Origin of the sequence: Paenibacillus sp. FSL R5-0517 (assembly GCF_037974355.1) — a bacterium.
In the GTDB taxonomy this organism is placed as follows: Bacteria; Bacillota; Bacilli; order Paenibacillales; family Paenibacillaceae; genus Paenibacillus.
In genome coordinates this window covers 4,893,977-4,917,499 of the sequence record NZ_CP150235.1, presented here as the reverse complement: position 1 = coordinate 4,917,499, position 23,523 = coordinate 4,893,977, and the positions used below count along the sequence as shown (strand labels likewise).

At 46.6% G+C, this 23,523-nt stretch carries 24 protein-coding genes; 21 read left to right on the top strand and 3 right to left on the bottom strand.

What is annotated here, in order from left to right:
* Positions 1–14: 14 nt before the first annotated feature.
* Positions 15–317, bottom strand: a complete 303-nt coding sequence (locus tag MKX40_RS21880; protein ID WP_062835531.1) for a hypothetical protein — start codon at positions 315–317, stop codon at positions 15–17.
* 352 nt (positions 318–669) lie between these two features.
* Between MKX40_RS21880 and MKX40_RS21875 the strand changes: the two genes are divergently transcribed.
* The 3 genes from MKX40_RS21875 to holA all read left to right on the top strand — a co-directional run bounded on the left by MKX40_RS21875 (position 670) and on the right by holA (position 3,773).
* Positions 670–1,218, top strand: coding sequence for a sigma-70 family RNA polymerase sigma factor (locus MKX40_RS21875; RefSeq protein ID WP_017687205.1), 549 nt, complete (start codon positions 670–672; stop codon positions 1,216–1,218).
* Positions 1,215–2,501 carry a zf-HC2 domain-containing protein gene (locus MKX40_RS21870; RefSeq protein WP_339236089.1) on the top strand — a complete coding sequence of 429 codons (1,287 nt, stop codon included), beginning with the start codon at positions 1,215–1,217 and terminating at the stop codon, positions 2,499–2,501. The genes MKX40_RS21875 and MKX40_RS21870 overlap by 4 nt, the downstream gene beginning before the upstream one ends.
* Positions 2,502–2,756: 255 nt before the next feature.
* Positions 2,757–3,773, top strand: coding sequence for a DNA polymerase III subunit delta (gene holA, locus MKX40_RS21865; RefSeq protein ID WP_339236086.1), 1,017 nt, complete (start codon positions 2,757–2,759; stop codon positions 3,771–3,773).
* Between the two features lie 186 nt (positions 3,774–3,959).
* Here the strand turns inward: holA and rpsT are convergent, their stop codons facing one another.
* On the bottom strand, positions 3,960–4,232 hold the full coding sequence (rpsT, locus tag MKX40_RS21860; RefSeq protein WP_024628504.1) for a 30S ribosomal protein S20: 273 nt from the start codon (positions 4,230–4,232) through the stop codon (positions 3,960–3,962).
* Positions 4,233–4,407: 175 nt separating this feature from the next.
* Here rpsT and gpr point away from each other — a divergent pair, with 175 nt between their 5' ends.
* The 18 genes from gpr to MKX40_RS21770 all read left to right on the top strand — a co-directional run bounded on the left by gpr (position 4,408) and on the right by MKX40_RS21770 (position 22,343).
* Positions 4,408–5,409 (top strand): GPR endopeptidase, encoded by a 1,002-nt coding sequence (gene gpr, locus MKX40_RS21855; protein ID WP_253439436.1) that lies wholly within the window; start codon positions 4,408–4,410, stop codon positions 5,407–5,409.
* Positions 5,410–5,551: 142 nt separating this feature from the next.
* The gene (locus MKX40_RS21850; protein ID WP_339236082.1) at positions 5,552–6,847 is read left to right on the top strand and encodes a stage II sporulation protein P; all 1,296 of its coding nucleotides are present in this window, start codon (positions 5,552–5,554) and stop codon (positions 6,845–6,847) included.
* 53 nt (positions 6,848–6,900) lie between these two features.
* Positions 6,901–7,260, top strand: a complete 360-nt coding sequence (locus MKX40_RS21845) for a hypothetical protein (protein ID WP_339236080.1) — start codon at positions 6,901–6,903, stop codon at positions 7,258–7,260.
* 145 nt (positions 7,261–7,405) lie between these two features.
* Entirely contained in the window at positions 7,406–9,220 is a 1,815-nt protein-coding gene (gene lepA / locus MKX40_RS21840) for a translation elongation factor 4 (RefSeq protein WP_076332291.1), read from the top strand.
* 163 nt (positions 9,221–9,383) lie between these two features.
* The gene (gene hemW, locus MKX40_RS21835; protein ID WP_339236076.1) at positions 9,384–10,568 is read left to right on the top strand and encodes a radical SAM family heme chaperone HemW; all 1,185 of its coding nucleotides are present in this window, start codon (positions 9,384–9,386) and stop codon (positions 10,566–10,568) included.
* A gap of 118 nt (positions 10,569–10,686) precedes the next feature.
* Positions 10,687–11,157, top strand: a complete 471-nt coding sequence (locus MKX40_RS21830; protein ID WP_017687214.1) for an N-acetyltransferase — start codon at positions 10,687–10,689, stop codon at positions 11,155–11,157.
* A gap of 256 nt (positions 11,158–11,413) precedes the next feature.
* The gene (gene hrcA / locus MKX40_RS21825; protein ID WP_036615092.1) at positions 11,414–12,445 is read left to right on the top strand and encodes a heat-inducible transcriptional repressor HrcA; all 1,032 of its coding nucleotides are present in this window, start codon (positions 11,414–11,416) and stop codon (positions 12,443–12,445) included.
* Between the two features lie 44 nt (positions 12,446–12,489).
* Entirely contained in the window at positions 12,490–13,053 is a 564-nt protein-coding gene (grpE, locus tag MKX40_RS21820) for a nucleotide exchange factor GrpE (protein ID WP_339236072.1), read from the top strand.
* 160 nt (positions 13,054–13,213) lie between these two features.
* Entirely contained in the window at positions 13,214–15,058 is a 1,845-nt protein-coding gene (gene dnaK, locus MKX40_RS21815; RefSeq protein WP_339236070.1) for a molecular chaperone DnaK, read from the top strand.
* Positions 15,059–15,187: 129 nt separating this feature from the next.
* Positions 15,188–16,312, top strand: a complete 1,125-nt coding sequence (dnaJ, locus tag MKX40_RS21810; RefSeq protein WP_339236068.1) for a molecular chaperone DnaJ — start codon at positions 15,188–15,190, stop codon at positions 16,310–16,312.
* A gap of 243 nt (positions 16,313–16,555) precedes the next feature.
* Positions 16,556–16,924 (top strand): hypothetical protein, encoded by a 369-nt coding sequence (locus MKX40_RS21805; protein WP_017687219.1) that lies wholly within the window; start codon positions 16,556–16,558, stop codon positions 16,922–16,924.
* Between the two features lie 221 nt (positions 16,925–17,145).
* Positions 17,146–17,325: a YfhD family protein gene (locus MKX40_RS21800; RefSeq protein WP_017687220.1), complete on the top strand. Its 180-nt coding sequence runs from the start codon at positions 17,146–17,148 to the stop codon at positions 17,323–17,325.
* Complete coding sequence (locus MKX40_RS21795; RefSeq protein WP_339236066.1) at positions 17,318–17,710, top strand: hypothetical protein; 393 nt, start codon at positions 17,318–17,320, stop codon at positions 17,708–17,710. Before MKX40_RS21800 ends, MKX40_RS21795 begins: the two co-directional genes overlap by 8 nt.
* 189 nt (positions 17,711–17,899) lie before the next feature.
* A complete protein-coding gene (gene prmA / locus MKX40_RS21790; protein ID WP_339236063.1) occupies positions 17,900–18,865 on the top strand; it encodes a 50S ribosomal protein L11 methyltransferase in 966 nt (321 codons plus the stop codon).
* A gap of 3 nt (positions 18,866–18,868) precedes the next feature.
* Positions 18,869–19,549: a site-2 protease family protein gene (locus MKX40_RS21785; protein ID WP_339236061.1), complete on the top strand. Its 681-nt coding sequence runs from the start codon at positions 18,869–18,871 to the stop codon at positions 19,547–19,549.
* 138 nt (positions 19,550–19,687) lie between these two features.
* Positions 19,688–20,452, top strand: a complete 765-nt coding sequence (locus MKX40_RS21780; RefSeq protein WP_339236059.1) for a 16S rRNA (uracil(1498)-N(3))-methyltransferase — start codon at positions 19,688–19,690, stop codon at positions 20,450–20,452.
* Between the two features lie 2 nt (positions 20,453–20,454).
* A complete protein-coding gene (gene mtaB / locus MKX40_RS21775; protein WP_339236056.1) occupies positions 20,455–21,801 on the top strand; it encodes a tRNA (N(6)-L-threonylcarbamoyladenosine(37)-C(2))-methylthiotransferase MtaB in 1,347 nt (448 codons plus the stop codon).
* Between the two features lie 107 nt (positions 21,802–21,908).
* Complete coding sequence (locus MKX40_RS21770; RefSeq protein WP_339236053.1) at positions 21,909–22,343, top strand: NUDIX domain-containing protein; 435 nt, start codon at positions 21,909–21,911, stop codon at positions 22,341–22,343.
* A gap of 64 nt (positions 22,344–22,407) precedes the next feature.
* On the opposite strand, the gene MKX40_RS21765 is transcribed toward MKX40_RS21770, so the two are convergent.
* Positions 22,408–23,409, bottom strand: a complete 1,002-nt coding sequence (locus MKX40_RS21765; protein ID WP_339236050.1) for a Na/Pi symporter — start codon at positions 23,407–23,409, stop codon at positions 22,408–22,410.
* Positions 23,410–23,523: the final 114 nt, after the last annotated feature.

The window sequence follows — 23,523 nt, the reverse complement described above, 5'->3', positions numbered from 1 at the left end:
AAGAAATATAAGAACTACTCCACGCCATCCTTAAAGTGTTTGTTCCAATGTTTGTCACCCTTGTGCAACAGATCTTCTACCGTTTTTTCAAGAGTCATCAACAGCTGTGCTCTGACATCAAGTACGGTTTCTCTGTACAAGCGTTCTTCCGATCCAACGATTTTATCGCCGTATAATGCCTGTGCAGCTACATACTTCCGATGTTCCTCAACCAGAGTATCAATGGACTCCAGTGCATGTTCCACAAAGTGGGAAATACTTTGGTATTCTTTGGGCATTTGTTCTTTTAAAGCTTGAATTTTCGCTAGAGCTGGCATGCTCATCACCTCGTGTTTTATGAATGTAAATTTACAATACACCATTTTCATGAAAATTGCATTAAAATCAGCTTAAATTTGGACAAATTTCGACTTTTTTTTATTTTCAGAACCAAAAAGTGCTTAGCTATAATGTATGCCATTGCATTTGAATTGAGTCGTGTAAGTAATGGAATCCCTTTTGGATACGTTTGGTGACTCGTTATGCAATTTCTGTTATTCTAAGAGAAGATTTCAGCGGCCCAAATACATACGCCGTTATTTTGTTATGGCAAATTAAAAAAATACTTAACTTTGCAACAATTTTATTGATGATCACGTCTGTAAGGTTGCAGGGAGAGGGGGATCCTTTGTGGTAGAGCCGGAACTCATCAGAGCCGCTCAATCGGGCGATCGCGACGCTCTAATTACCCTATTGCGGGAGATTGAACAACATGTCTATCGGACCGCATATTACATTCTAAATAATGAACAGGACGCTTTGGATGCTGCTCAGGAAGCATTGATCCGAATTTACACCAAAATCAACTCATACGAAGAAAAAGCCCAATTTAAAACTTGGGTACAACGCATCGTCACGAACATCTGTATTGATAAATTCAGAAGAACCAAACCATCCGTCTCCATTGACGAACATGACATGGTTTTTCAGGATAATCAGGATGTGGAGTACGAGGTCATGTCTACATATGTGGCCCAAGACATTCAGGATGCGATCAACAAGCTTCCCGAGCATCATCGGACCGTTATTGTTCTAAGATATTTGCAGGACTTATCCTACAATGAAATTGCGGATTGTCTCGATCTTCCATTGAATACGGTGAAATCTTATTTATTTAGAGCCAGGCAGCAATTACAGAATCTACTACAGGAATATCAGAAAGGTGGTGTGACAGGATGAAATGCGAAGAGGTGGTGGAATGGATGCACCGCTATCTGGATCATGATCTGGGCGAGGCGGAAACCGCGCAGATGCTACAGCATGTGGCGAAGTGTCCGGAGTGTGCCGAGAATTTTAGTTTACTCAGAGCTCTTTCCAGAGAACTGGAAGAATTACCGCAAGTAAGCCCGAGATTCAGTCTGGTTGATGCAATTATGCCACAACTTGATGCCATTGACGAAGCGCGGAAGGAACAAAGCAGCACCATACAGGAAATGAATCCTGTCCCTGCTACATTTGAGAATTTACAACGTTCAAGTGAGCGGAAAACGAAGCAAAAATGGCTCAACTCGATGGCAGGACGTATGTCCATGGGGGCAGCGGCTGCGGCAGTTGTATTGGGATTTGCCATCTGGGGATATCAGCCTGAACAGATTGAGAATGCCGATTCCATGATGCTGAGCTCTGGAGCTTCTCAAGAGAGTGGCAATGTGGATGAGAATCCATTGAGCAAGAATATTGAGAATAATGATCCAGCAGCTTCTTCCACACCAAGCAGCAACGATGTATTTGTGGATAATTCGAATACTTCCTCAACGGAAGGGGATAACCTGGGAACAGAAACAACTCCCGAAGAGAATGGTGGAGAAAAGGTGCAGGAGCCTGAGGTTCGGTCAGATCCGACTCCTCAACAACCGGCTACTGAATCAACGCCTTCTTCAAATAAAGGAACACAAGACAATTCGTCCAAAACACCTACGACCGATAATCAAAGGAATCAAGTTCAGGATCAAGATTCCGAGCAGAAAAATCCAGATTCAGGAAGTGCGCCCAGAACTCCTGCAGATGGGGAAGAGAATGGAGTAACTGAAACAGACAATGGAGATTCCTTCACTTCTCAGACAATCGTACCGAATGTAAATGAAGATGCTCCAGTAGAAGGTAATTCTGCTCCTGATTCCGCTACATCCGCTGCAGGTACAGACGCCTCTGGAGGAAGCCAAGGATTCGCAGCAGGACCGGATCAGGAGATGAGTACAACGGCAGCACCAAAAGAATGGAAATCACCTGACGGCTCTTATGTAGTTATGCTTATTGGTGATCAAATCAGCATATACTCGAAACCTGTGGGCGAACCGGATGTTCTAAATTTGGTTGAACAACGCAGTATAGAGGGCACACTGAAGTCAGCGAGTTGGTCTAAGGATGGTACCCTATTTAATTACGAAACGGACAAGGACGGAACAACGGCGAAGAATTCGTTTAATGTACCTGCCGTTTCAGGTGGAGCTTCTGCGAAATAATTAAGATTGGGAAGTTCACTCCTCAAACGAAAGAACATTTTCAGTATGACAAGCATATAATGGAAGTAACAAAAAGTCCTATCTCAGTTCAAACAACTGACGTCGTATGACCGCGCGCTGGCTTTTTCTAGAATGGCTGGTGTCTGCGTTTATATAGATGTAGGACAGGGGACCTTCATCCGCAACTGGATGTAAGGTCCCTTTGTTGTCTTGCGCTTTTTCTGGTAGGATAAGAGGGATAAGGAGGCGCCGTGAATGGATGTAAAAAGTGCAACAAAGGCAATACGTAATGGAGAAACGGCACCGATCTATGTGCTGTACGGAACGGAGAAGTACCAGATACAGCAATTTACGGATATGTTAAAAGAACAGGTTATTGAAGAAGAACATCGTGATTTTGCGATTATTCCATATGATTTGTCTGAGACGGCTGTGGAGGTCGTTATTGAAGAAGCAGAGACCGTACCTTTTCTCGTTCCACGCAAATTAATTATTGTAAGGGACGCGAGCCTGTTCACTGCAGGTAAAGAATCCAAGATTGAACATCAGGTTGATCGTCTGCTTACATATATGGAAAATCCGGCAGATTACAGTACGATTGTTTTCCTGGCCCAAGGGGATAAGCTGGATGAGCGCAAGAAACTGGTGAAGGCTGTCAAGAAACAGGCAGTCGTTCTTGCTTTTGCTCCACTAAGTGGAGATGAGCTGTTGAATTGGATCGTGAAACTGGCGAAGCAGCGGGATGTTTCCTTGGAGACAGGAGCGGCGGAAACATTAATCAACTATGCAGGAACAGGTCTTCAGACCCTGTCTGCTGAAGTAGACAAGTTATGTTTGTTTGCGGGTAATGGTGGGACTATTAAGCGTGCTGATATTGAATCGCTGGTTGCCCGCAGTACAGAGCAGAATGTATTTTCACTGGTGGAAGAACTGGCTAATTTGCGACTGGAGAAGGCATTGGCTCTGTTCTATGAGTTGCTGAAGCAGCGGGAAGAACCGATTAAAATTGCGGCTTTGATCGCTCGGCAGTTTCGGATTATGATTCAAGTTAAAGAGTTGGGCCAACAAAGCTACTCCCAACAGCAGATCGCCAGTCAGCTTGGCCTGCATCCATATGCCGTTAAGATTGCGGGAGAACAAGCTCGCAAGTTTCAGGCGGATCGTCTGAGAATGATCTTGAGTCACCTCAGCGAACTGGATTACCAGATGAAAACAGGAGCGGTGGATAAAGTACTTGGTCTGGAGCTGTTCTTATTAAGACTTGGTGCGTAAAAAATAGGTACCGTAATAGATTACTAGTGTAAATAACAAACAAAGCGACCTTTGCTCCATGATGGTTAGATCATCGGAATAAAGGTCGCTTTGTCTGTGTCTTATACTTATCGAATCAGATACTAAAAAATCCTGAAAGCCTATGCTGTTCAGGATTTTTCCATTGGATCGTATAAGTAACGCTTCTTACGCTTGTGCGGAAAGAGCGTTCAGTTTTTTCGCCAAGCGAGACTTTTTGCGTGCTGCAGCATTTTTATGAACCAGACCTTTAGTTACAGCCTTGTCCAGCTTTTTGGAAGCAGCTTGAATCGCAGCTTTTGCAGTATCAACTTCGTTACTTACCAGAGCAGCATCAGCAGCTTTAACAGCTGTACGGAGTGCAGACTTCTGGGAAGCGTTGAGTGCGCGGCGCTTGTCGCTCGTTTTTACGCGTTTAACAGCGGATTTGATGTTTGGCATTACATTCACCTCCTGTAAGGCATTTGCATGAATACAAACGTTTCACAACTTAAAATATTCTATCACGCTAGCATGTAAAATGCAACAGATATTCCTACGATGTTTGACATGCTGCATAAAGAAACTCTTTTTCCCACACAATATGCTCAAATGCGGTAAGGGAGGCAGGGACAGAATGACACTGGATTTGCAAAACTATACAGTTCGTACCGATTTGGCCATCGACTCCAAGGAAATGGCGCAAGGTGGACAGAAACAGACGATTCCCGGATTGCGGGAAGATGTGGAAAAAAAAGAGGGCATTACAATTACACGTATTGATGTACTTAATGATGAAGCAGCCACAGCCATTGGTCGGGTGAAAGGTCATTATGTCACGTTGGAAGTCCCCTCACTACGGAATGGGGATACGGATTTACAGGAACGTGTTGCTGCCGAGTTCACACGCGAGATGGAAGATTTTATGATCAAGGCCGGAATCAACAAAACATCCAAGGTCTTGATTGTTGGTCTGGGCAACTTGAATGTCACCCCGGATTCACTCGGTCCACTTGTTGTGGAAAATCTGATGGTAACCCGTCAGTATTTCGAATTGGTGCCCGATCAGGTTGCGCCAGGATATCGGGAGGTCAGCGCAATTGCTCCTGGTGTGTTAGGGACAACGGGCATTGAATCCAGTGACATCGTACAGGGGATTGTAGACCGGACCAAGCCAGATGCTATTATAGCAATTGATGCCCTGGCCTCCCGTTCTCTGGAACGTGTAAATACCACCATTCAAGTAGCCGATATTGGTATCCATCCTGGTTCCGGTATTGGAAACAAACGGCGTGGCCTGACTCGTGAGATATTAGGCGTGCCATGCATCGCCATCGGAGTGCCTACCGTATGTTATGCGTCCACCATTGTGAACAATGTGATTGAGATGATGCGCTCGCACTTCCGCCAGGAAACCGATCAGACAAAACAGATCATGGGCATGTTGGACGACATTGGTGAGCAAGATCGCTTGAGTCTGGTCAAAGAGGTACTGGAGCCACTGGGTCATGACCTCATTGTTACTCCGAAGGAAATCGATGAGTTTATTGAAGGAATTGCCAACGTTATCGCTACAGGACTTAACGCCGCACTCCATGATGCAGTGAATCCGGATAACGTAGCTGCTTATACACATTAAAACTTAAAACTGAGAAGAAGGTCCGAATCTATCGGACTTTCTTTTTTTGTTTCTGGAATCTTTCATTTTCCTGTTCTATCAGATTGGGCGGGCTCATAGAGTTGAAGTATAAGAGTTGTCCAGCAGGGAAGGAGACAGCAGAATGAACAAGATATTGGCCTGGAATATTGGAAAGTGGAAAAAAAGATGTCTGCACGTGCTGGCCATGGGCCGTACGTTGTTGTTGCTTATGATCATATCTGCCTTGTTTTTTATCGTACTTGGTCTTGGGGGCATGGCAGAGAAACGCTTGAATAATTCACCCGTTTCTTCGATGAAAGGATTTGCGAGTGCTGTATCAAGCCGCTTTTTCGTCGATATGCTCGGTATGGAGATGCCCCATCTCACCCAGAAAGAACAGACCTCTGCCATATCCGGTGAGAATCTCACTTCATTTGTTTTCCAATTACTAACGAATGTAAATCCTCAAGATCCCAAGAGCCTGATTGCTAGAGAAATGCCGGGCATGGGTTCCAACCAACCTGTTCTGCTCCGTCCTGGATCTGGTAACGAAAAAGCAGAGGCTCCAGAAGATTATCAGCCCGGTCCTGGTCTTACGGATACAGCTTCCGCAGGTGGAGGGAAACCCGGTAGTGAACTGCATGTTCCACCAGGTCAGGACAATACGGATCCGCCTGATTCGAGCGAGCCTGGGGATGGAGAAGGCAAGGCAGATCCCCCAGCGAAGAATGGAGAGAAAGATAATTCAGGCTCCCCGACAACAGGCAAAAAATCAATTCTTATCTATCATTCCCATCCACGGGAAGGATACAATCCATTGCTAGGTACGAAAAGTGATAATCCATCATCAGGCAAATCAACCGGCAATGTGTTTCAAGTGGGCACCTATCTCTCAGACAGTCTGGAGAAGCTGGGAATCGGCGTAGAGCACGCCAAGGATGATTACCCGACTAAAGTAAAGGATTATAACTGGAACTATTCCTATAAATATTCTCGTCAAACGGTAAAAGCGGCACTTGCTCAAAATGATGATCTGACGTATCTCATAGACATTCACCGCGATTCACAGCGTCATGGCAAAACAACAACGACAATTAATGACTTGGGCTACGCCAAAGTGTATTTCATTATTGGACATGAAAATCCAAATTGGCGGCAGAATGAAGCCTTTGCAGCGAAAATTCATAAGAAGCTGGAAGCCAAGTACCCGGGAGTATCCCGTGGTGTGTGGGGTAAGGATGGCGGAGGCGCCAACAATGGAGAGTATAACCAAACCCTTTCACCCAACAGTATTTTGATCGAGATAGGCGGCATTGACAATACAGGAGCTGAGTTACAACGGACATCAAAGATCCTCGCAGACATGATTGCCCAAGTGTATTGGGAAGATCAGAAGGTGGACAAAGCAAGTGCGGAAACCTCGTCGCAGGGTGGGTAGGACTATATATGTAAGAAGATGAAAATAGTAGAGAGTGACAGGAGGCTAAGCATATGTCCAGATTCGGTAAAAGACTGTTATCCATGGCTGTATTAATGTTGCTGGGTGTTCTGTTTGGAATGCAGCTGGCTGGCGGCAACTTTCAGATTGGCAATCCATCAGGAGGCACGTCAACCGTGGTAACAACTGAGCCAACTTCCCCGGTTACCGAATCTGTTCCAGCTGCACCTATGCAAAAGGAAATCAAAGAACCCCCATTTGTACCTGTTCAGTCGCCAAGCCAAGTGCTTGGGGCAGATCAGAGTAAGGCTCCGGTCGATGTGTTGGCAGACAAAACGGCAGGACTATTGCAAAATCTCTCACATAGTGGAATCAAGTGGGTGGTCTCTCTTTTTAGCGGCGTTGCTGAATAAAATACCATGGATTAAAGGTACAATATAACCTCTAGGAGTGTATGATCACACTTTATTGTAAAGTTGAGACATCACGGGATTGATGCACTGTGCTTCAACTGTTATAATGAAGTGATTGACACTAGGCTGTTTCTGGGGGTAAGGAATGACTGACATTCGGGCAAGACAACGTAAAATTCGTAACTTTTCTATCATTGCACATATAGATCACGGCAAATCAACACTTGCGGACCGGATCTTGGAGCACACAGGTGCGCTCACTTCGCGTGAAATGCAGGAACAGGTTCTGGATAAGATGGACCTTGAACGCGAACGTGGAATAACAATCAAGCTACAAGCAGTAGCTTTGACTTACAAAGCGGATGACGGTGAAGAGTATTTATTGAATCTGATTGATACACCAGGACACGTAGACTTCACATATGAAGTATCACGCAGTCTTGCTGCATGTGAAGGTGCTCTGTTGGTTGTGGATGCGGCTCAGGGAATTGAAGCCCAAACACTTGCCAATGTGTATCTGGCACTGGATAACAACCTTGAAATTCTACCAGTTATCAACAAAATTGACCTTCCAAGTGCTGATCCTGAACGGGTGAAGCAGGAAGTGGAAGATGTTATTGGTTTGGACACAAGTAATGCGGTTTTGGCTTCGGCCAAATCAGGCATCGGAATCAAAGAAATTTTGGAGCAAGTGGTGCAAAGTGTTCCTGCACCAACCGGTGATCCTGACCAACCTTTGAAAGCGCTGATTTTTGACTCGCACTATGACCCGTACAAAGGTGTAATCGTATATGTACGTGTTGTCGACGGCAAAATCAAATCCGGTTCCAAAATCAAAATGATGGCAACAGGTAAATCATTTGAAGTCATTGAAGTTGGTGCGTTCAAACCTCGCATGACCATCGTGGACGAGCTGAACGTGGGTGATGTTGGATTTATCGTTGCAGGTATTCGACATGTTGGCGATACACAAGTCGGGGATACCGTAACTGATGCCAAAAATCCAACACCAGAGCCTTTGCCGGGTTATCGTAAAATTAACCCAATGGTGTATTGTGGTCTCTATCCGATCGAAACCTCCGACTATGTTGATCTGCGTGAAGCATTGGAGAAATTGCAGTTGAACGATGCGTCTCTGAGCTTTGAACCGGAAACATCCAGTGCACTCGGTTTTGGATTCCGTTGTGGATTCCTTGGACTGCTTCACATGGACGTTATTCAGGAGCGGATCGAGCGGGAGTTCAACATTCCGTTGATTACAACGGCACCAAGTGTAATCTACCACGTCACTTTAACGAATGGTGAAGTGATGAAAATCGATAACCCATCCAACTATCCTGAGGTGGGACGGATTGATTACGTCGAGGAACCATACGTTAAGGCAGATATTATCGTACCGAATGATTATGTAGGTACCATTATGGAACTGTGTCAGAATAAACGCGGTGAATATGTGAATATGGAATATCTGGACACGACCCGGGTTACCATTACCTATGAGATTCCGTTGTCCGAGATTGTATATGACTTCTTCGACCAGTTGAAATCCGGTACCAAAGGATATGCATCTCTGGATTATGAGCTGTCCGGTTACCGTCAGTCCAATCTGGCGAAAATGGATATTGTACTCAATGGCGAGCAGGTTGATGCCCTGTCCTTTATCGTTCACCGTGACCGTGCCTATAACCGCGGACGCATTGTCTGTGAGAAGCTGCGCGAGCTGATTCCACGGCAAATGTTCGAGGTGCCGATTCAAGCATCTGTAGGTACCAAGGTCGTTGCCCGTGAAACGGTAAAAGCCATGCGTAAAAACGTACTTGCCAAGTGTTATGGTGGTGACATCTCGCGGAAACGGAAACTGCTTGAGAAGCAGAAGGAAGGTAAGAAGCGGATGAAGCAGGTTGGTAACGTTGAGGTGCCGCAAGAGGCATTTATGGCGGTACTGAAAATTGATGATTAAGACGTTTGCTTGCAAACGTCACGTGAATCCTTTCGGTACATCAATAATTTGTGTATGAAAGGATAAACGATATTTTTTCTCAGGTACAACACAGAATATTAAATAACGAAGCTGAAAGGGAAGCCGGATGGCTTTCCTTTTTTCAAATAGAGGGGGACTTGCCATGACATTGGCAGCACACAGCCGGAAGACAGGTGCGCCCCAAGCGGTGTATCTACACATTCCCTTTTGCACGAATAAGTGTTTTTATTGCGACTTTAACTCCTACGTTCTGAAAGATCAGCCCGTGATGCAATATCTCGAAGCGCTGGAACGGGAGATGGAACATACAGTTAAGGCAAATCCACCGGGTGAGATCAAGACCATATTTGTAGGTGGTGGTACGCCAACAGCTCTGAAACCGGATGAAATGGCCGTATTCCTTCGTTCAGTGAAGACGTATTTCCCCAATTGGGCCGACGATATTGAATTTTCGATGGAAGCGAACCCGGGGACAACCGATGCGGAGAAGCTCGCTGCAATGAAAGAAGGCGGCGTAAACCGTGTCAGCTTTGGCGTTCAGGCTTTTCAGAATGATCTGCTGACAGGCATTGGCCGTATTCATAATACGGATGATGTATATCGGAGTCTGGAGAACGCTCGAAAAGCGGGACTGACTAATCTGTCCATTGACCTGATGTTCGGATTGCCGAACCAAACTGTAGGGATGTTGAATGAGAGTATCGACAAAGCGCTGGAACTGGATCTGCCGCATTACTCCATCTACAGCCTGAAAGTGGAAGAGAATACCCTTTTCCATACACTGTATCAGAAGAACCAACTCCCTCTTCCTCATGAAGATGATGAGCTTGAGATGTATCTTCTATTAATGAGACGTATGAAAGAAGCAGGCTATGGACAATACGAGATCAGTAATTTTGCCAAGCCAGGCTTCGAGAGTCGTCACAATATTACGTACTGGCGCAATGAGGACTACTACGGTCTGGGTGCAGGTGCACATGGATATATAGGCCGCGAACGTCATATGAATATTAAAGGTATAAATCCTTATGTTGAAGCTTCACGAGCAGGATTGCCTCGTCTGGATCATTTTGAGATTGCTCGCCCGGAGGCTATGGAAGATTATCTGATGGTTGGACTGAGAATGCTGGAGGGGGCTTCAGCCTCACGGTTTAGCGAACAGTTTGGAGAGTCCATGGAAGAAGTGTTTGCGAAACCTTTGGGTAAAATGTTGAACGCAGGGTTGCTTGAGCGTACGGCAGACGGCTTCCGACTGAGCGAGCAGGGTATCCTGTTCGGAAATGACGTTTTTGCGGAGTTTATCGGGTCCATATCGCTGAATTCGTAGCTTGAAATTCTATACGCTCTGTTGTATATTTATTCATATTGATTTTACAGAGCGTGTTAATTTAACAACTACGAAGTCAGCTTTCCTCTGGAAAGCTTGGTAATAGGAGGAGAGCAGGATGTCGGTAATATGCAGAAAAGCCGTGCCGGAAGATGTTGAACCACTGTATGAAATGATTAAGGGCTATGCAGAGCGTGGGATCATGCTTCCGCGATCACGGGAAATACTGCACCGGCAGCTGGAGCACTTTGTTGTAGCCGAAGTTGATGGTGAAGTGGTGGGTTGCGGATCGCTTTGTCGTCTGGGGAATGATTTGGTAGAAGTCAGATCACTCGGTATCTCGGAAGGGCACAAAGGGCTTGGTATTGGCTCTCGATTGTTGGATCGATTGGTAGAAGAGGCGGAGAAACAACAGATTCCTAAGGTGATGGCGTTGACATATGAAGTATCCTTCTTCCTCAAAAACGGCTTTGCCGTGGTGGAAAAAGAAATTTTCCCCGAGAAAGTATGGACGGACTGTGTTCATTGCAGCAAGCAGGATTGTTGTGACGAGATCGCGGTATTGAAAGAGCTTAACGTTTCAGCTTAACAATTGAATGGACTGCATGGATCGAGCCGAGTCAGCCTCTGCCCTACATGCAGTCTTTTTTGACTTCAAAGTATATTCAATAAAGTATGTTAGGACTCGTCGACATTGGTCTATACTATAAATAGATGAGCCCACTCATCAAACTCACTTGACAATGTTCACGTCAGTTTGGTATTTTTGTATTACCGCTTAGCACTCATCTAACCGGAGTGCTAACGACATGGGACAGTACAGTCAGAAGGAGGGAATACTCACCATGTTAACAGAGCGTCAACGAATGATTCTGAACGCTATAGTGGATGACTATATCCGTTCAGCTGAGCCCGTAGGGTCCCGGAGCATTTCCAAAAGGGGAGATGTTGGATACAGTCCGGCGACGATCCGTAATGAAATGGCGGATCTTGAAGATATGGGCTTTCTGGAACAGCCGCATACATCGGCTGGACGCATTCCATCCCATAAAGGCTATCGATATTATGTCGATCATTTGGTTCCCTGGAATCAGGTGGAGCCTCAGGAGTTGGATGATCTGAAGTCGTTCTTCGCTGAAAAGCTGAACGTCATGGAACAAGTTATTCAGCATGCATCCAATATTTTGTCACATATGACCAATTATACTTCAATCCTGCTTGGGCCTGAAGTATTCCATACGTCCCTGCGTCACTTCCAATTGCTTCCGCTGAACGAGAGTGAAGCTGTGGCTATCATTGTGACCAATACAGGTCAGGTGGAGAACAAGACCGTCCAGATTCCACCAGAAATCTCGGTTGCCGAGATGGAAAATGTGGTTCGTTTGTTAAATACCAAGCTTGTGGGCGTACCCATCTACAAATTAAAATCCCGTCTTTATACCGAACTTGGGCAAGAGATGGAGCGGCATATTACACGTTACGAGGAAGTTATGCAGGTGCTGAACAGTGCCTTTGACAATGAACATGATAATCGTCTGTTCCTCAGTGGTGCCACCAATATGTTGACTCAACCTGAATTTAAAGATATCGAAAAGGTAAAAGATATTCTTGACCTGCTGGAAGAGACACCAACACTCATGAAATTGATGATGCCCGTGCCGGGTGGATCTGGTATTCAAGTGCGAATCGGCACTGAGAATGATCATGAAGCCTTTGCCAACTGCAGCCTGATTACAGCCTCCTATTCATTGGACGGTGAGGCTTTGGGTTCGATTGGTATTCTGGGACCCACGCGAATGGATTATGCACGTGTCATTCATATTCTAAATACACTATCCCGTGACTTGACGGCGATGCTGACGCATCGTTTCAAATAAGATTCGGGAATGAACCATTTCATTCGTATAAGGAGGTGAACATCTTGAAAGAGGAGCAATCATTTACAGAAGAACAAGAGGTAACAGCAGCTGAACAGGAGCCTATTAATGAAGCTGGCGCTGCAGAAGCACAAGCTGAAGAGATCGCTGATCAGGAGCAGGATGAGCTTGCACGTCTGAAGGCAGAAGCAGAGGAGCAACAGCAGCGCTATGTCCGTGCACAGGCTGATTTTGACAACTTCCGTCGTCGTACGCAGAAGGAAAAAGAAGAATTGGCTAAATATGCTTCGATGAAGCTGGTCACCGAACTGGTACCGGTTATTGATAACTTCGAGCGCGCCATGGCTACTGTACCGGAAGGAGCAGAGGTCGAATCTTTCTCCAAGGGCATGCAAATGATTTTCCGTCAATTGGAAACGGTGATGAATAACGAAGGTCTGACGGCTATGGAATCGGTAGGACAACCGTTCAATCCTGAATTCCACCAAGCGATTATGCAAGTGGAGAGCGACGAGTATGAAGAAGGTATCGTTGTTGAGGAAGTCCAAAAAGGCTACATGCTGAAAGATAAAGTGCTTCGTCCAGCTATGGTTAAAGTCAGCTCATAATTTCCTCATGGGAAGGTATAAGTCGGCTCCTTGGTTGAACAATGTGGGCGAAGTTTAATATAAAGGTTTGTACACATAGAGCACGATTAGCAACATGAACATCTAAATAAGGGTCAGATCAGACCCATTCATTTTAAATTGTTGAGGAGGAAATTTTCGGATGAGCAAAGTAATTGGTATTGACTTAGGAACAACAAACTCATGCGTAGCAGTAATGGAAGGCGGCGAGGCTGTCGTAATTCCAAATCCGGAGGGCGCACGCACAACTCCATCCGTAGTTGGTTTCAAAAAAGATGGAGAGCGCGTTGTCGGTGAAACAGCAAAACGTCAAGCGATTACCAATCCGGATCGTACGATCATGTCGATCAAACGTCACATGGGTACTTCCCACAAGGAAACAATCGATGGCAAAGACTACTCTGCACAAGAGATCTCTGCAATCATCCTGCAAAAATTGAAATCCGATGCTGAAGCTTATCTGGGTCAAACGGTAACTCAAGCCGTTATCACTGTACCAGCTTACTTCAACGACAGTCAGCGTCAAGCGACTAAAGATGCGGGTAAAATTGCAGGTTTGGAAGTTCTGCGTATCGTCAACGAGCCTACAGCAGCAGCTTTGGCATACGGTATGGAGAAATCCGAAGACCAAACGATTCTCGTATATGACCTGGGTGGTGGTACGTTCGACGTATCCATTCTTGAACTGGGTGACGGCTTCTTCGAAGTTAAAGCAACTAGCGGGGACAACCAACTGGGTGGCGATGACTTTGACCAAGCGATCATTGATTATCTCGTAAGTGAATTCAAAAAAGATCAAGGCATTGACTTGAGTAAAGATAAAGCGGCGGTTCAACGTTTGAAAGATGCAGCGGAAAAAGCGAAAAAAGAACTTTCCGGCGTATTGACTACAACGATCTCCTTGCCGTTCATCACGGTAGCTGATGGCGTTCCTCAGCATTTGGAGTTGAACCTGAGCCGTGCGAAATTCGAAGAAATCTCTGCAGGTCTGGTTGAGCGTACGCTTGAACCAACTCGTCGTGCATTGAGCGATGCAGGTATGACAGCTAACGATATCGACAAGATCGTATTGGTTGGTGGTTCCACACGTATTCCTGCAGTACAAGAAGCGATCAAAAAACTCACTGGTAAAGAGCCTCACAAAGGCGTTAACCCGGATGAGGTTGTAGCCTTGGGTGCCGCTGTACAAGCGGGCGTACTGACAGGTGACGTGAAAGACGTTGTATTGCTCGACGTAACTCCATTGTCCCTGGGTATCGAAACAGCAGGCGGCGTGTTCACTAAAATGATTGAGCGTAACACAACGATCCCTACAAGCAAATCTCAAGTATTCTCCACGTATGCAGACAATCAACCAAGTGTTGAGATTCATGTTCTGCAAGGTGAACGTGAGATGGCGGCGGGTAACAAATCACTTGGACGATTCATGTTGGGTGATATTCCACCAGCTCCACGTGGCGTTCCACAGATCGAAGTTAGCTTCGATATTGATGCCAACGGTATCGTTAACGTATCTGCAACAGATAAAGGTACGAACAAAACTCAAAAAATCACAATCACTTCTTCCAGCGGTTTGAGCGATGAAGAAGTTGAGCAAATGATGAAAGATGCTGAGTTGCACGCTGAAGAAGATAAAAAACGCAGAGAACTCGTTGAAGCGAAAAACAGTGCAGATCAACTGATCTACTCTGTTGACAAAACGATCAAAGATCTTGGCGAAAAAGCAGATGCTGGCGAAGTTGAAAAAGCGAATGCTGCTAAAGAAAAACTGCAAGGTGTTCTGGCTTCCGACAACCTGGAAGATATCAAAGCGGCTACAGAAGAACTGACAGAGATCGTTCAACAACTGTCCGTGAAACTGTATGAGCAAGCTCAGGCGCAAGAGCAAGAAGCGCAAGGTGCTGAAGAGCAACAAGGTTCCGCTAAACGTGATAACGTCGTAGACGCTGATTACGAAGTTGTGGATGAAGAGAAAAAACAAAACTAATTCGTAGTTCTACGCGAATTAAACATCGGTGACGTTCGAATTAGAGGGAAAGTCATAGCCGGGGCTCCCGCGCTTTGGCTTTCCTTTTGTCACGATGTGCGATATGGTGAATGATATGGGGGTGGAAGAGTGGCTGAAAAGCGTGATTATTATGAGGTGCTTGGCGTTAGTAAAACAGCTAACGACGATGAGATTAAAAAGGCTTACCGTAAGCTTGCCCGTCAGTATCACCCTGACGTAAACAAGGCTGCTGATGCGGAAGCTAAATTTAAAGAAGTCAAAGAAGCTTATGACGTAGTGAGTGATAGTCAGAAGCGTGCACAATATGATCAATATGGTCATGTCGATCCGAATCAGGGTGGATTCGGTGGTGGCGGTGATTTTGGCGGCGGCGGATTTGGCGACATCTTCGACATGTTCTTTGGCGGCGGTGGCGGTGGACGACGTGATCCAAATGCTCCGCAACGGGGGAATGATCTGCAGTACACCATGACGATTGAGTTCAAGGAAGCGGTATTCGGTAAAGAAACCGATATTACAATTCCGCGTACTGAAGGCTGTGATACCTGTCATGGCTCAGGTGCCAAACCTGGAACGAAACCGGAAACCTGCTCGGTCTGCCATGGTAGCGGTCAGCAGGAAGTTGTGCAAAATACACCGTTTGGTCGTATGGTGAATCGTCGTGCATGTTCAAACTGTAGCGGTTCGGGCCAAATTATCAAAGAAAAATGTACAACGTGCAGTGGCAGCGGGAAAGTCCGCAAGCAACGCAAAATTCATGTTCGCATTCCAGCGGGTGTGGATGACGGAGCGCAACTGCGTATGACAGGTGAGGGCGAGGGAGGCCTGCGTGGCGGACCAGCCGGAGATCTGTATATTGTCATTCGCGTGAAATCACATGATTTCTTCGAGCGTGAAGGCGACGATATTTATTGCGAAATCCCACTTACCTTTGCTCAGGCAGCTCTGGGAGATGAAGTTGAGATCCCGACGTTGACCGAGAAAGTGAAACTGAAAGTACCAGCGGGTACACAAACGGGTACGTATTTCCGTCTCAAAGGCAAGGGCGTACCACGCTTGCGCGGTATGGGGCAAGGGGATCAGCATGTGAAAGTGGTTGTGGTTACACCTAGTAAGCTGAATGACGAGCAGAAAGATCTGCTTCGCCAAATTGCTGCGCTGGATGGAGAACAAACACATGAGCATGAACAATCTTTCTTTGATCGAGTGAAACGTGCATTTCGCGGCGACTGAGAATAAAATATAGCAAGTCCAAAAGGACACCACAGCGGTTTTTTACCGCAGGGTGTCCTTTTTTTGTACGCCTTTTTTTAGTGGTTCAGCCGTTTTGGCAAAATCCATGGATATATGCTATGAAGAGCAACAGCAATTTGTGGGAGCATTTCGGTATATTCTGCGCGAACTTGCGGAAAGATAGCATGGCGAGGATGATATGCATAGCTGATATGCGAGAAATTAGGGAAGCAGGTGAAGCGGATGACCGAGAAAAATATTTTGGCGTACTTTCACAGCCCGGAGCAGGCCCAAGGGGCGGCCAAAAAACTGGAGGCATTGCGAGTGGAGGACCTGTCCATTAATCGATTCAGCCGATATGCGGGTGTAGGACCAAGCGGGGCTTCCTACAAGCCGGGCGTTTCCGGCAGTTTTTCATCATGGGTGCCCGATTCGATGCAAACAAATGCCAGTGCTGGAATCATGGCTGCAGCAGACCCTTCTGCGAGCGGCATGAGTGATGGTGGACAAGGTGGACCTACAGGAAGGGATGTATTACTTACTGTCATCGTAGATGAATCGGTACATCACCGCGCCATGTCCATAATCGAACAAGCCGGTGGAATGATCTAGTTTCAGGAAATGTATAAAGATGAACAGTGAATTACACTTTAATGGAGAGTGTAGAACCAATCTGAAGAAGCGAAGCGTTCGCCTTTATCTCCAAATTTCTCCCTTTAAGAAGGGAGTTGAAGAAATCTGGGGATAACAGCGATCGGAGGTATGGTACTACAATCGGAGTGTTACAGTGTAACACTTCTTAGTTCATTTTAATTTGAAGGAGGAGCATTACAATGGCAGAACATGAACGTCCGGGCAAGATTCTAACAAAAACGGAAAAAATGAAACGGATGCAATCCGCGAAAAATGAAGACGTGGAATTCAGCGCTGAAGCTGCGGATCATGAAGATATAGAAGCACTACGCCGCAGTGAAGCGGCTGATCGACGTCAGGGACGGGAGCTTCATGACTGAAGATCGCTCGGCAGTGACCCTCGAAGCTGTTTTTACAAGCTGGACGGAGGCCGAGTCTGCACGCAGAGCCCTGGCATTGTTGCACCCGAACCAATTGAGTATCGAGAGCCTTAGCAATGAAACGTCTGTATTGGACTCACACGATGTTACGGGCTCTGATAATTCTCCTACAGCCATTGTCGGCGGATTCAGTGGTGAACTGAATGTACTTGCTCTGATTAGTGATGACACGGAAATGTTATCCAATGGTCAGGTGTATGATACGCCTGAAGAGGATTCGGCAAACAGGTTTAAACAAGAAATTTTGTTAACCGTGTCCGTATCGAACGATTCGCTCCCGCAAGCCGCAGAGATGATCACGCAGAATGGTGGACGCTTTTGCTAAATCAGATTCGAATGTTGCAACATGCTGAAGTAAATGAATCAGATATGTATATTAGACGACAGGATATTCGAGCAGTCAGACTGCGGATATCCTGTTTTGTTTTTCTTTTACTGGTGCGGCTTTGTACTCCGGCTCGCTTGTGTAGTACAATAGTTGGGATGTTTGAAAAATGAGGAGGAAAAACCAAGTATGTTATGGCATGAACTAACAATACATACCACAGAAGAAGCTGTGGAGATGATTTCGAATTTTTTACATGAAGCGGGTGCTGGAGGGGTTTCGATAGAAGAGTCCGGTACTTTAAATAAAAAACGGGACACCACATATGGTGAGTTATACGATGTTCCTTTGAATGATATTCCTGAAGGCTTTGCGGTCATCAAAGGGTACTTCTCCGAAGGTACGGATATGGTTGCACTACAGTCAGAAGTTAATCCTAGAATTGAGGAACTCTCTGAATTCGGAATTGATACAGGTGAGGTTCGCTATGAGACACGTACAGTGGATGAAAATGACTGGGCAACAGCCTGGAAGCAATATTTCAAGCCGGTACGTGTATCGGAACGTCTGACGATTAAACCAACGTGGGAAGAGTATACGCCAGAAAGTCCGGATGAGAAAATTATTGAGCTTGATCCCGGCATGGCTTTTGGTACAGGAACACACCCAACAACCTCTCTCTGCTTGCGCACACTGGAAACGGTTATTCAGGGCGGTGAGGAAGTCATTGACGTAGGTACAGGTTCTGGCATCTTGGCTATAGGCGCGATTAAACTCGGGGCAAAACATGTGCTGGCGCTCGATCTTGATCCGGTTGCGGTAATCAGCGCCAGGGAGAATGTGGAACTGAACGGGTTGGAGCAACAAATTACGGTTAAAGAAAGTGATCTGTTGTCCGTCCTTGGGAGTCAAGACCCTGCGCTTGGAGTGCAACTGCCAGTTAAGGTTGTTGTGGCGAACATTCTGGCTGAGATCATTTTGTTGTTCGTGGACGATGTGTACAATGCGCTTGAGTCGGGTGGCACCTATATTGTGTCGGGCATCTGGAAGAACAAAGAACAAGTGGTGCATGATGCGTTGGTAGCCTCCGGGTTTGAAGTGAGTGCGATCCACCGTGATGAGGATTGGCTGGCGTATGTAGCCAGAAAGGGGTAACGTATGGACTTTTGGAATTCGTTCTTTCGTTATCCGATTGATCAGCTTCCGTTTTTCCTGCTGACGATCCTGATCGCATTTACGGTGCATGAATTCTCGCATGCGTATTTTGCCAACAAATTTGGTGATCCGACAGCCAAGCTATTGGGTCGGGTCACACTGAATCCGGTTGTACATTTTGACTTGTTTGGGGTGCTGTTGCTCATTATTGCCGGCTTCGGTTGGGCTCGTCCGGTTCCGGTTAACCGGGCTAACTTCGACAAGCCAAGGTTGATGGGCATCATCGTATCCGCAGCAGGGCCTCTGAGTAATCTGTTGCTGGCGATCATCGGTACAATCATCTATGCGTCACTGGTTGGTTCGGGAGCACTCGGCGGTATAGATAATGAGCGGTTGCTGACAGCAATCACGACGTTCTTCGCTATTTTTAACTTAACCAACTTTTTCTTGTTCCTGTTTAACTTGATTCCGTTGCCACCTCTGGATGGTTATCGGATTCTAGAAGATGTACTGCCACCTTCACTCAGCCGCAAGCTGCAAGGGGTGGAGCAATGGTCCATTTTTATTTTCTTATTAATTCTTGTTATTCCTCCGTTGCAAAATGTGACGATTCAACCTTTGTATGAGTTTGCGCAAACAATGTATGTGGATCTGGCAAAGGTGATTATTGAATTATATCGCTAAAAGCGCATCTTGTATTGGACCGGAATACTGGTCAGAAACACGTAAAAGTTGTATGATCATCTGTGGCGATTGGATTCATGCCTGTCTTAAGGCGGGGTGAATTCCAGTCATAACAGGACAGAATGGGTGGATTGACTAATGCAGCGATATTTTGTATCTGCAGAACAGTTTAATGAACACGATGTGATCATCACAGGTGATGATGCACGCCATATTGGTAGGGTCATGCGTGGTAAACCTGGAGATAAACTGATTGTCAGTGACGGAAACTCCAGAGAAGCTCTCGTCGAAATTGAGACCATTGAAGTTGGCCAAGTGACAGCGAATATTGTGGAACCTCTCGAGATGGACCGTGAAGCACGGATTCGAGTAACTGTGGCACAGAGTCTGCCCAAGGGCGACAAGATGGAAACAGTTATCCAGAGATGTACTGAGATCGGAGCGGTATCCTTTGTACCTTTCCTATCAGAACGTACGATTGTGCAATATGATGCCAAGAAAGAAGGCAAACGGTTGGAGCGGTGGCGAAAAATTGCCAAGGAAGCTGCCGAACAGAGTCATCGGAATCGCATTCCATCCGTCGAGCAGCCGCTTTCTTGGAAAGGGCTGTTATCTTCTTTTGAGGGCTATAGTCTGGTATGTTATTGTTATGAGAAAGAAAACGGTAAACAGCTGAGAGATGCATTGAAACCGTTTGTTGAGCAGCTTGCGCCTGATGCAAGTGCAGAAGTACTGATCGTTGTTGGACCGGAAGGTGGATTTTCTGAGAAGGAGACGGCAGAGGCTGATCAGGCAGGTGCTGTATCTGTTGGACTGGGCAAACGCATTTTGCGTGCTGAGACAGCTGGAATGGCAGCACTAACTTGCGTGCTATATGAATCCGGAGAAATGGGAGGAATGTAATTATGCCATCCGTGGCGTTTTACACCTTAGGCTGCAAAGTTAATTTCTATGATACAGAGGCGATTTGGCAATTGTTCAAAAACGAAGGTTACGATCAAGTGGACTTTGATGAACAGACAGCGGACGTATACTTGATTAATACTTGTACAGTAACCAATACCGGCGACAAAAAGAGCCGTCAAATTATTCGTCGTGCCATTCGGCGCAACCCGGAGGCGATCGTGGCTGTTACAGGCTGCTATGCGCAGACTTCTCCGGCAGAGATTCTGGATATCCCTGGGGTGGATCTGGTTATCGGTACACAGGACCGTGACAAGATTTTGCCATATGTTAATGAAATTCAGGAGTCCCGTCAACCGGTTAACGCGGTGCGTAATATTATGAAAACCCGTGTGTTTGAAGAAATGGACGTACCGGATTTTGCTGACCGTACCCGCGCATTCCTGAAGATTCAGGATGGTTGCAATAACTTCTGTACATTCTGCATTATTCCGTGGTCTCGGGGGCTTTCACGCAGCCGTGAGGCAAGCAGCATTATTCAACAGGCGCATCAACTCGTACACGCAGGATACAAGGAGATTGTTCTGACGGGTATTCATACAGGTGGTTATGGCGATGACATGGAGAATTATGATCTCACCGATCTGCTGTGGGATCTGGACAAGGTGGAAGGTTTGGAGCGTATTCGAATCAGCTCGATTGAAGCCAGTCAGATCGATGACCGCATGCTCGACGTGATCCAACGTTCGGATAAACTCGTTCGTCACTTCCATATTCCGCTGCAAGCGGGGGATGATACGGTGTTGAAACGCATGCGCCGCAAATATACGACAGAAGAGTTTTACAATAAGATGCTTCGCATTCGGGAAGCGATGCCGGATGTAGCGATTACAACAGACATTATTGTTGGATTTCCAGGTGAGACCGATGAGATGTATCGGAATGGCTATGAGCTGATGCGGAAGATCGGTTTCTCCGAAATGCATGTATTCCCTTATTCCAAGCGTACGGGTACGCCAGCAGCACGAATGGAAGATCAGGTGGACGAAGAGGTCAAAAATGCACGTGTGCATGAACTGATTGAGTTGTCTGAGCAGATGCAGCTGGAGTACGCTAAGCAGTTTGTTGGACAGGTACTTGATGTTATTCCCGAAGGTGAAGCCAAGGGTCGTGAGGGAAGTGGCAAGCTGCACGGTTATAGCGACAACTACATTCAGCTGGTCTTTGACGGAACCATGGATATGGTCGGTAAAGTGTGCCGAGTCAAAGTGGTTGAAGCTGGTGTCAACGAGAGTCAGGCTACGCTGGTACGGGTGTTGGAAGAGAATCTGAAGTCCGCCGCGATGTGATCGAGGCGTCAGAAACAAGGATTTCATTTCCTTGGGGAGCTTACCCGGGGAGATGAGGTCCTTCTTTTGCAAAAAATAAGATATTGAAGTCGATGGGGGAGAGTACGATGAACAAAAAAGAAATTTCAGCAGGCGGAGTTGTGTATAGAAAAGGGGAAGACGGACGTCTTCAAATTCAGCTTATCGTAGATCGTTATGGTAAAACAACTCTCGCCAAGGGCAAAATGGAAGATGGAGAAACAATCGAACAGACGGCACTGCGCGAGATTTTGGAAGAGACAGGTATGGTGGGTCGTATTGTAGAGCCAGTTGATATCATTGCATATACGTACCAACATGCAGACTTTGGCCCGGTGGACAAGGAAGTTCATTATTATCTCGTAGAAGCCGAGAGTGGTGATCTACAGCCTCAGATTGAAGAAATCAAAGGTGTGGATTGGTATGCTCCGGAAGAAGCATGGTCCAGACAGCAGCAGAGCGGATATGATAATAACGATGACATCTTGCGTGTAGCACTGAACAAATTGGGCATTAATGTATAACTCACTATAGTTCTAGTCTTGGTTCAGTTAGCCGGGTGTTCTGTGGGTCTGGATAGGCAGATCATCAAGCCACAGGTGACTTCGCCGCGGGGGCGTGGACCGGTGGTTTTTTGTGCCAGATGGGCAAGTAACAGAATGGCAAAGCAAGCAGTGAACTGGTGATGTTAAAAAGGGTCTGGGCATGCGCAATCTGTGCCCCGTTGTCCGCTGACAGCCAGGCCGAAGCTGCATGCAGCTGGCCGATCAGCGGCATAAAGAGCAGCGCTCCCGCAATGTTTAATACAACATGGGAGGCTGCGACAAATTTGCCCGCGGATGCGCCGCCCGCGGCAGCGATCACAGCGGTGATGCAGGTCCCCACGTTGGACCCGATCACAATGGCGATGCCGATCTCCACAGGCAATACCCCTGTGGCTGCGAGCGTAATCGCCATGCTAATGACAGCTGCGCTGCTGTGAATGAGCGCGGTAAGACAGGCACCTGCCAGGAAGCCCCACCACAGGCTGTCGGCCGAGCGGTCGAGAAACCATTGAAATACACCCATGCTCCGCAAGGGTAAGGCAATGGATTGCATCACCTGTATGCCTGTCATGACAAGTGCAAATCCCGCAGCTGCCAGGAAGCTGTACTGGATGTTAAACAAAGTCCGGCGTGTGCTCTCAGGCGCGGCCAGATTGCGTTCACCAAGCACAACAAACATGGCCCAGCCCGTCAGCGACAGGACAAGCAATGGCAGGGAAGCGCGTCCGATCTGCAGTCCCACCAGCTCCGTCGTCAGACAAGTCCCGATGTTGGTACCAAGGATGATGCCGAGTGTGCGTCCATAGGTAATTAATCGGGCATTCGCCAGTCCAATGGTAAGTACGGTGACCGCCGTACTGCTCTGTAACAAGGCCGTTGCACCTGCACTGAAGGCCATGCCTTTCCACGGAGCAGAGGTGGCACGATTGAGCCAACCTGCCAACATGGGCCCTGCCATGCGCTGCAAGGCCGTCTCCATCAGCTTCATGCCACCAAAAAAGATAATAAGCCCATAGAGTAGGGGCAATATCACATCTCTAAACATAGAACATCATTCCTTCCGTCCGGTTCCTTACCTCATCCTATGAGTAAGAAAAGACAACCATGACAAGCCTAAAGGAATTCAGAGGGAACCGGACCATTCCGTTCCCTCATTCAA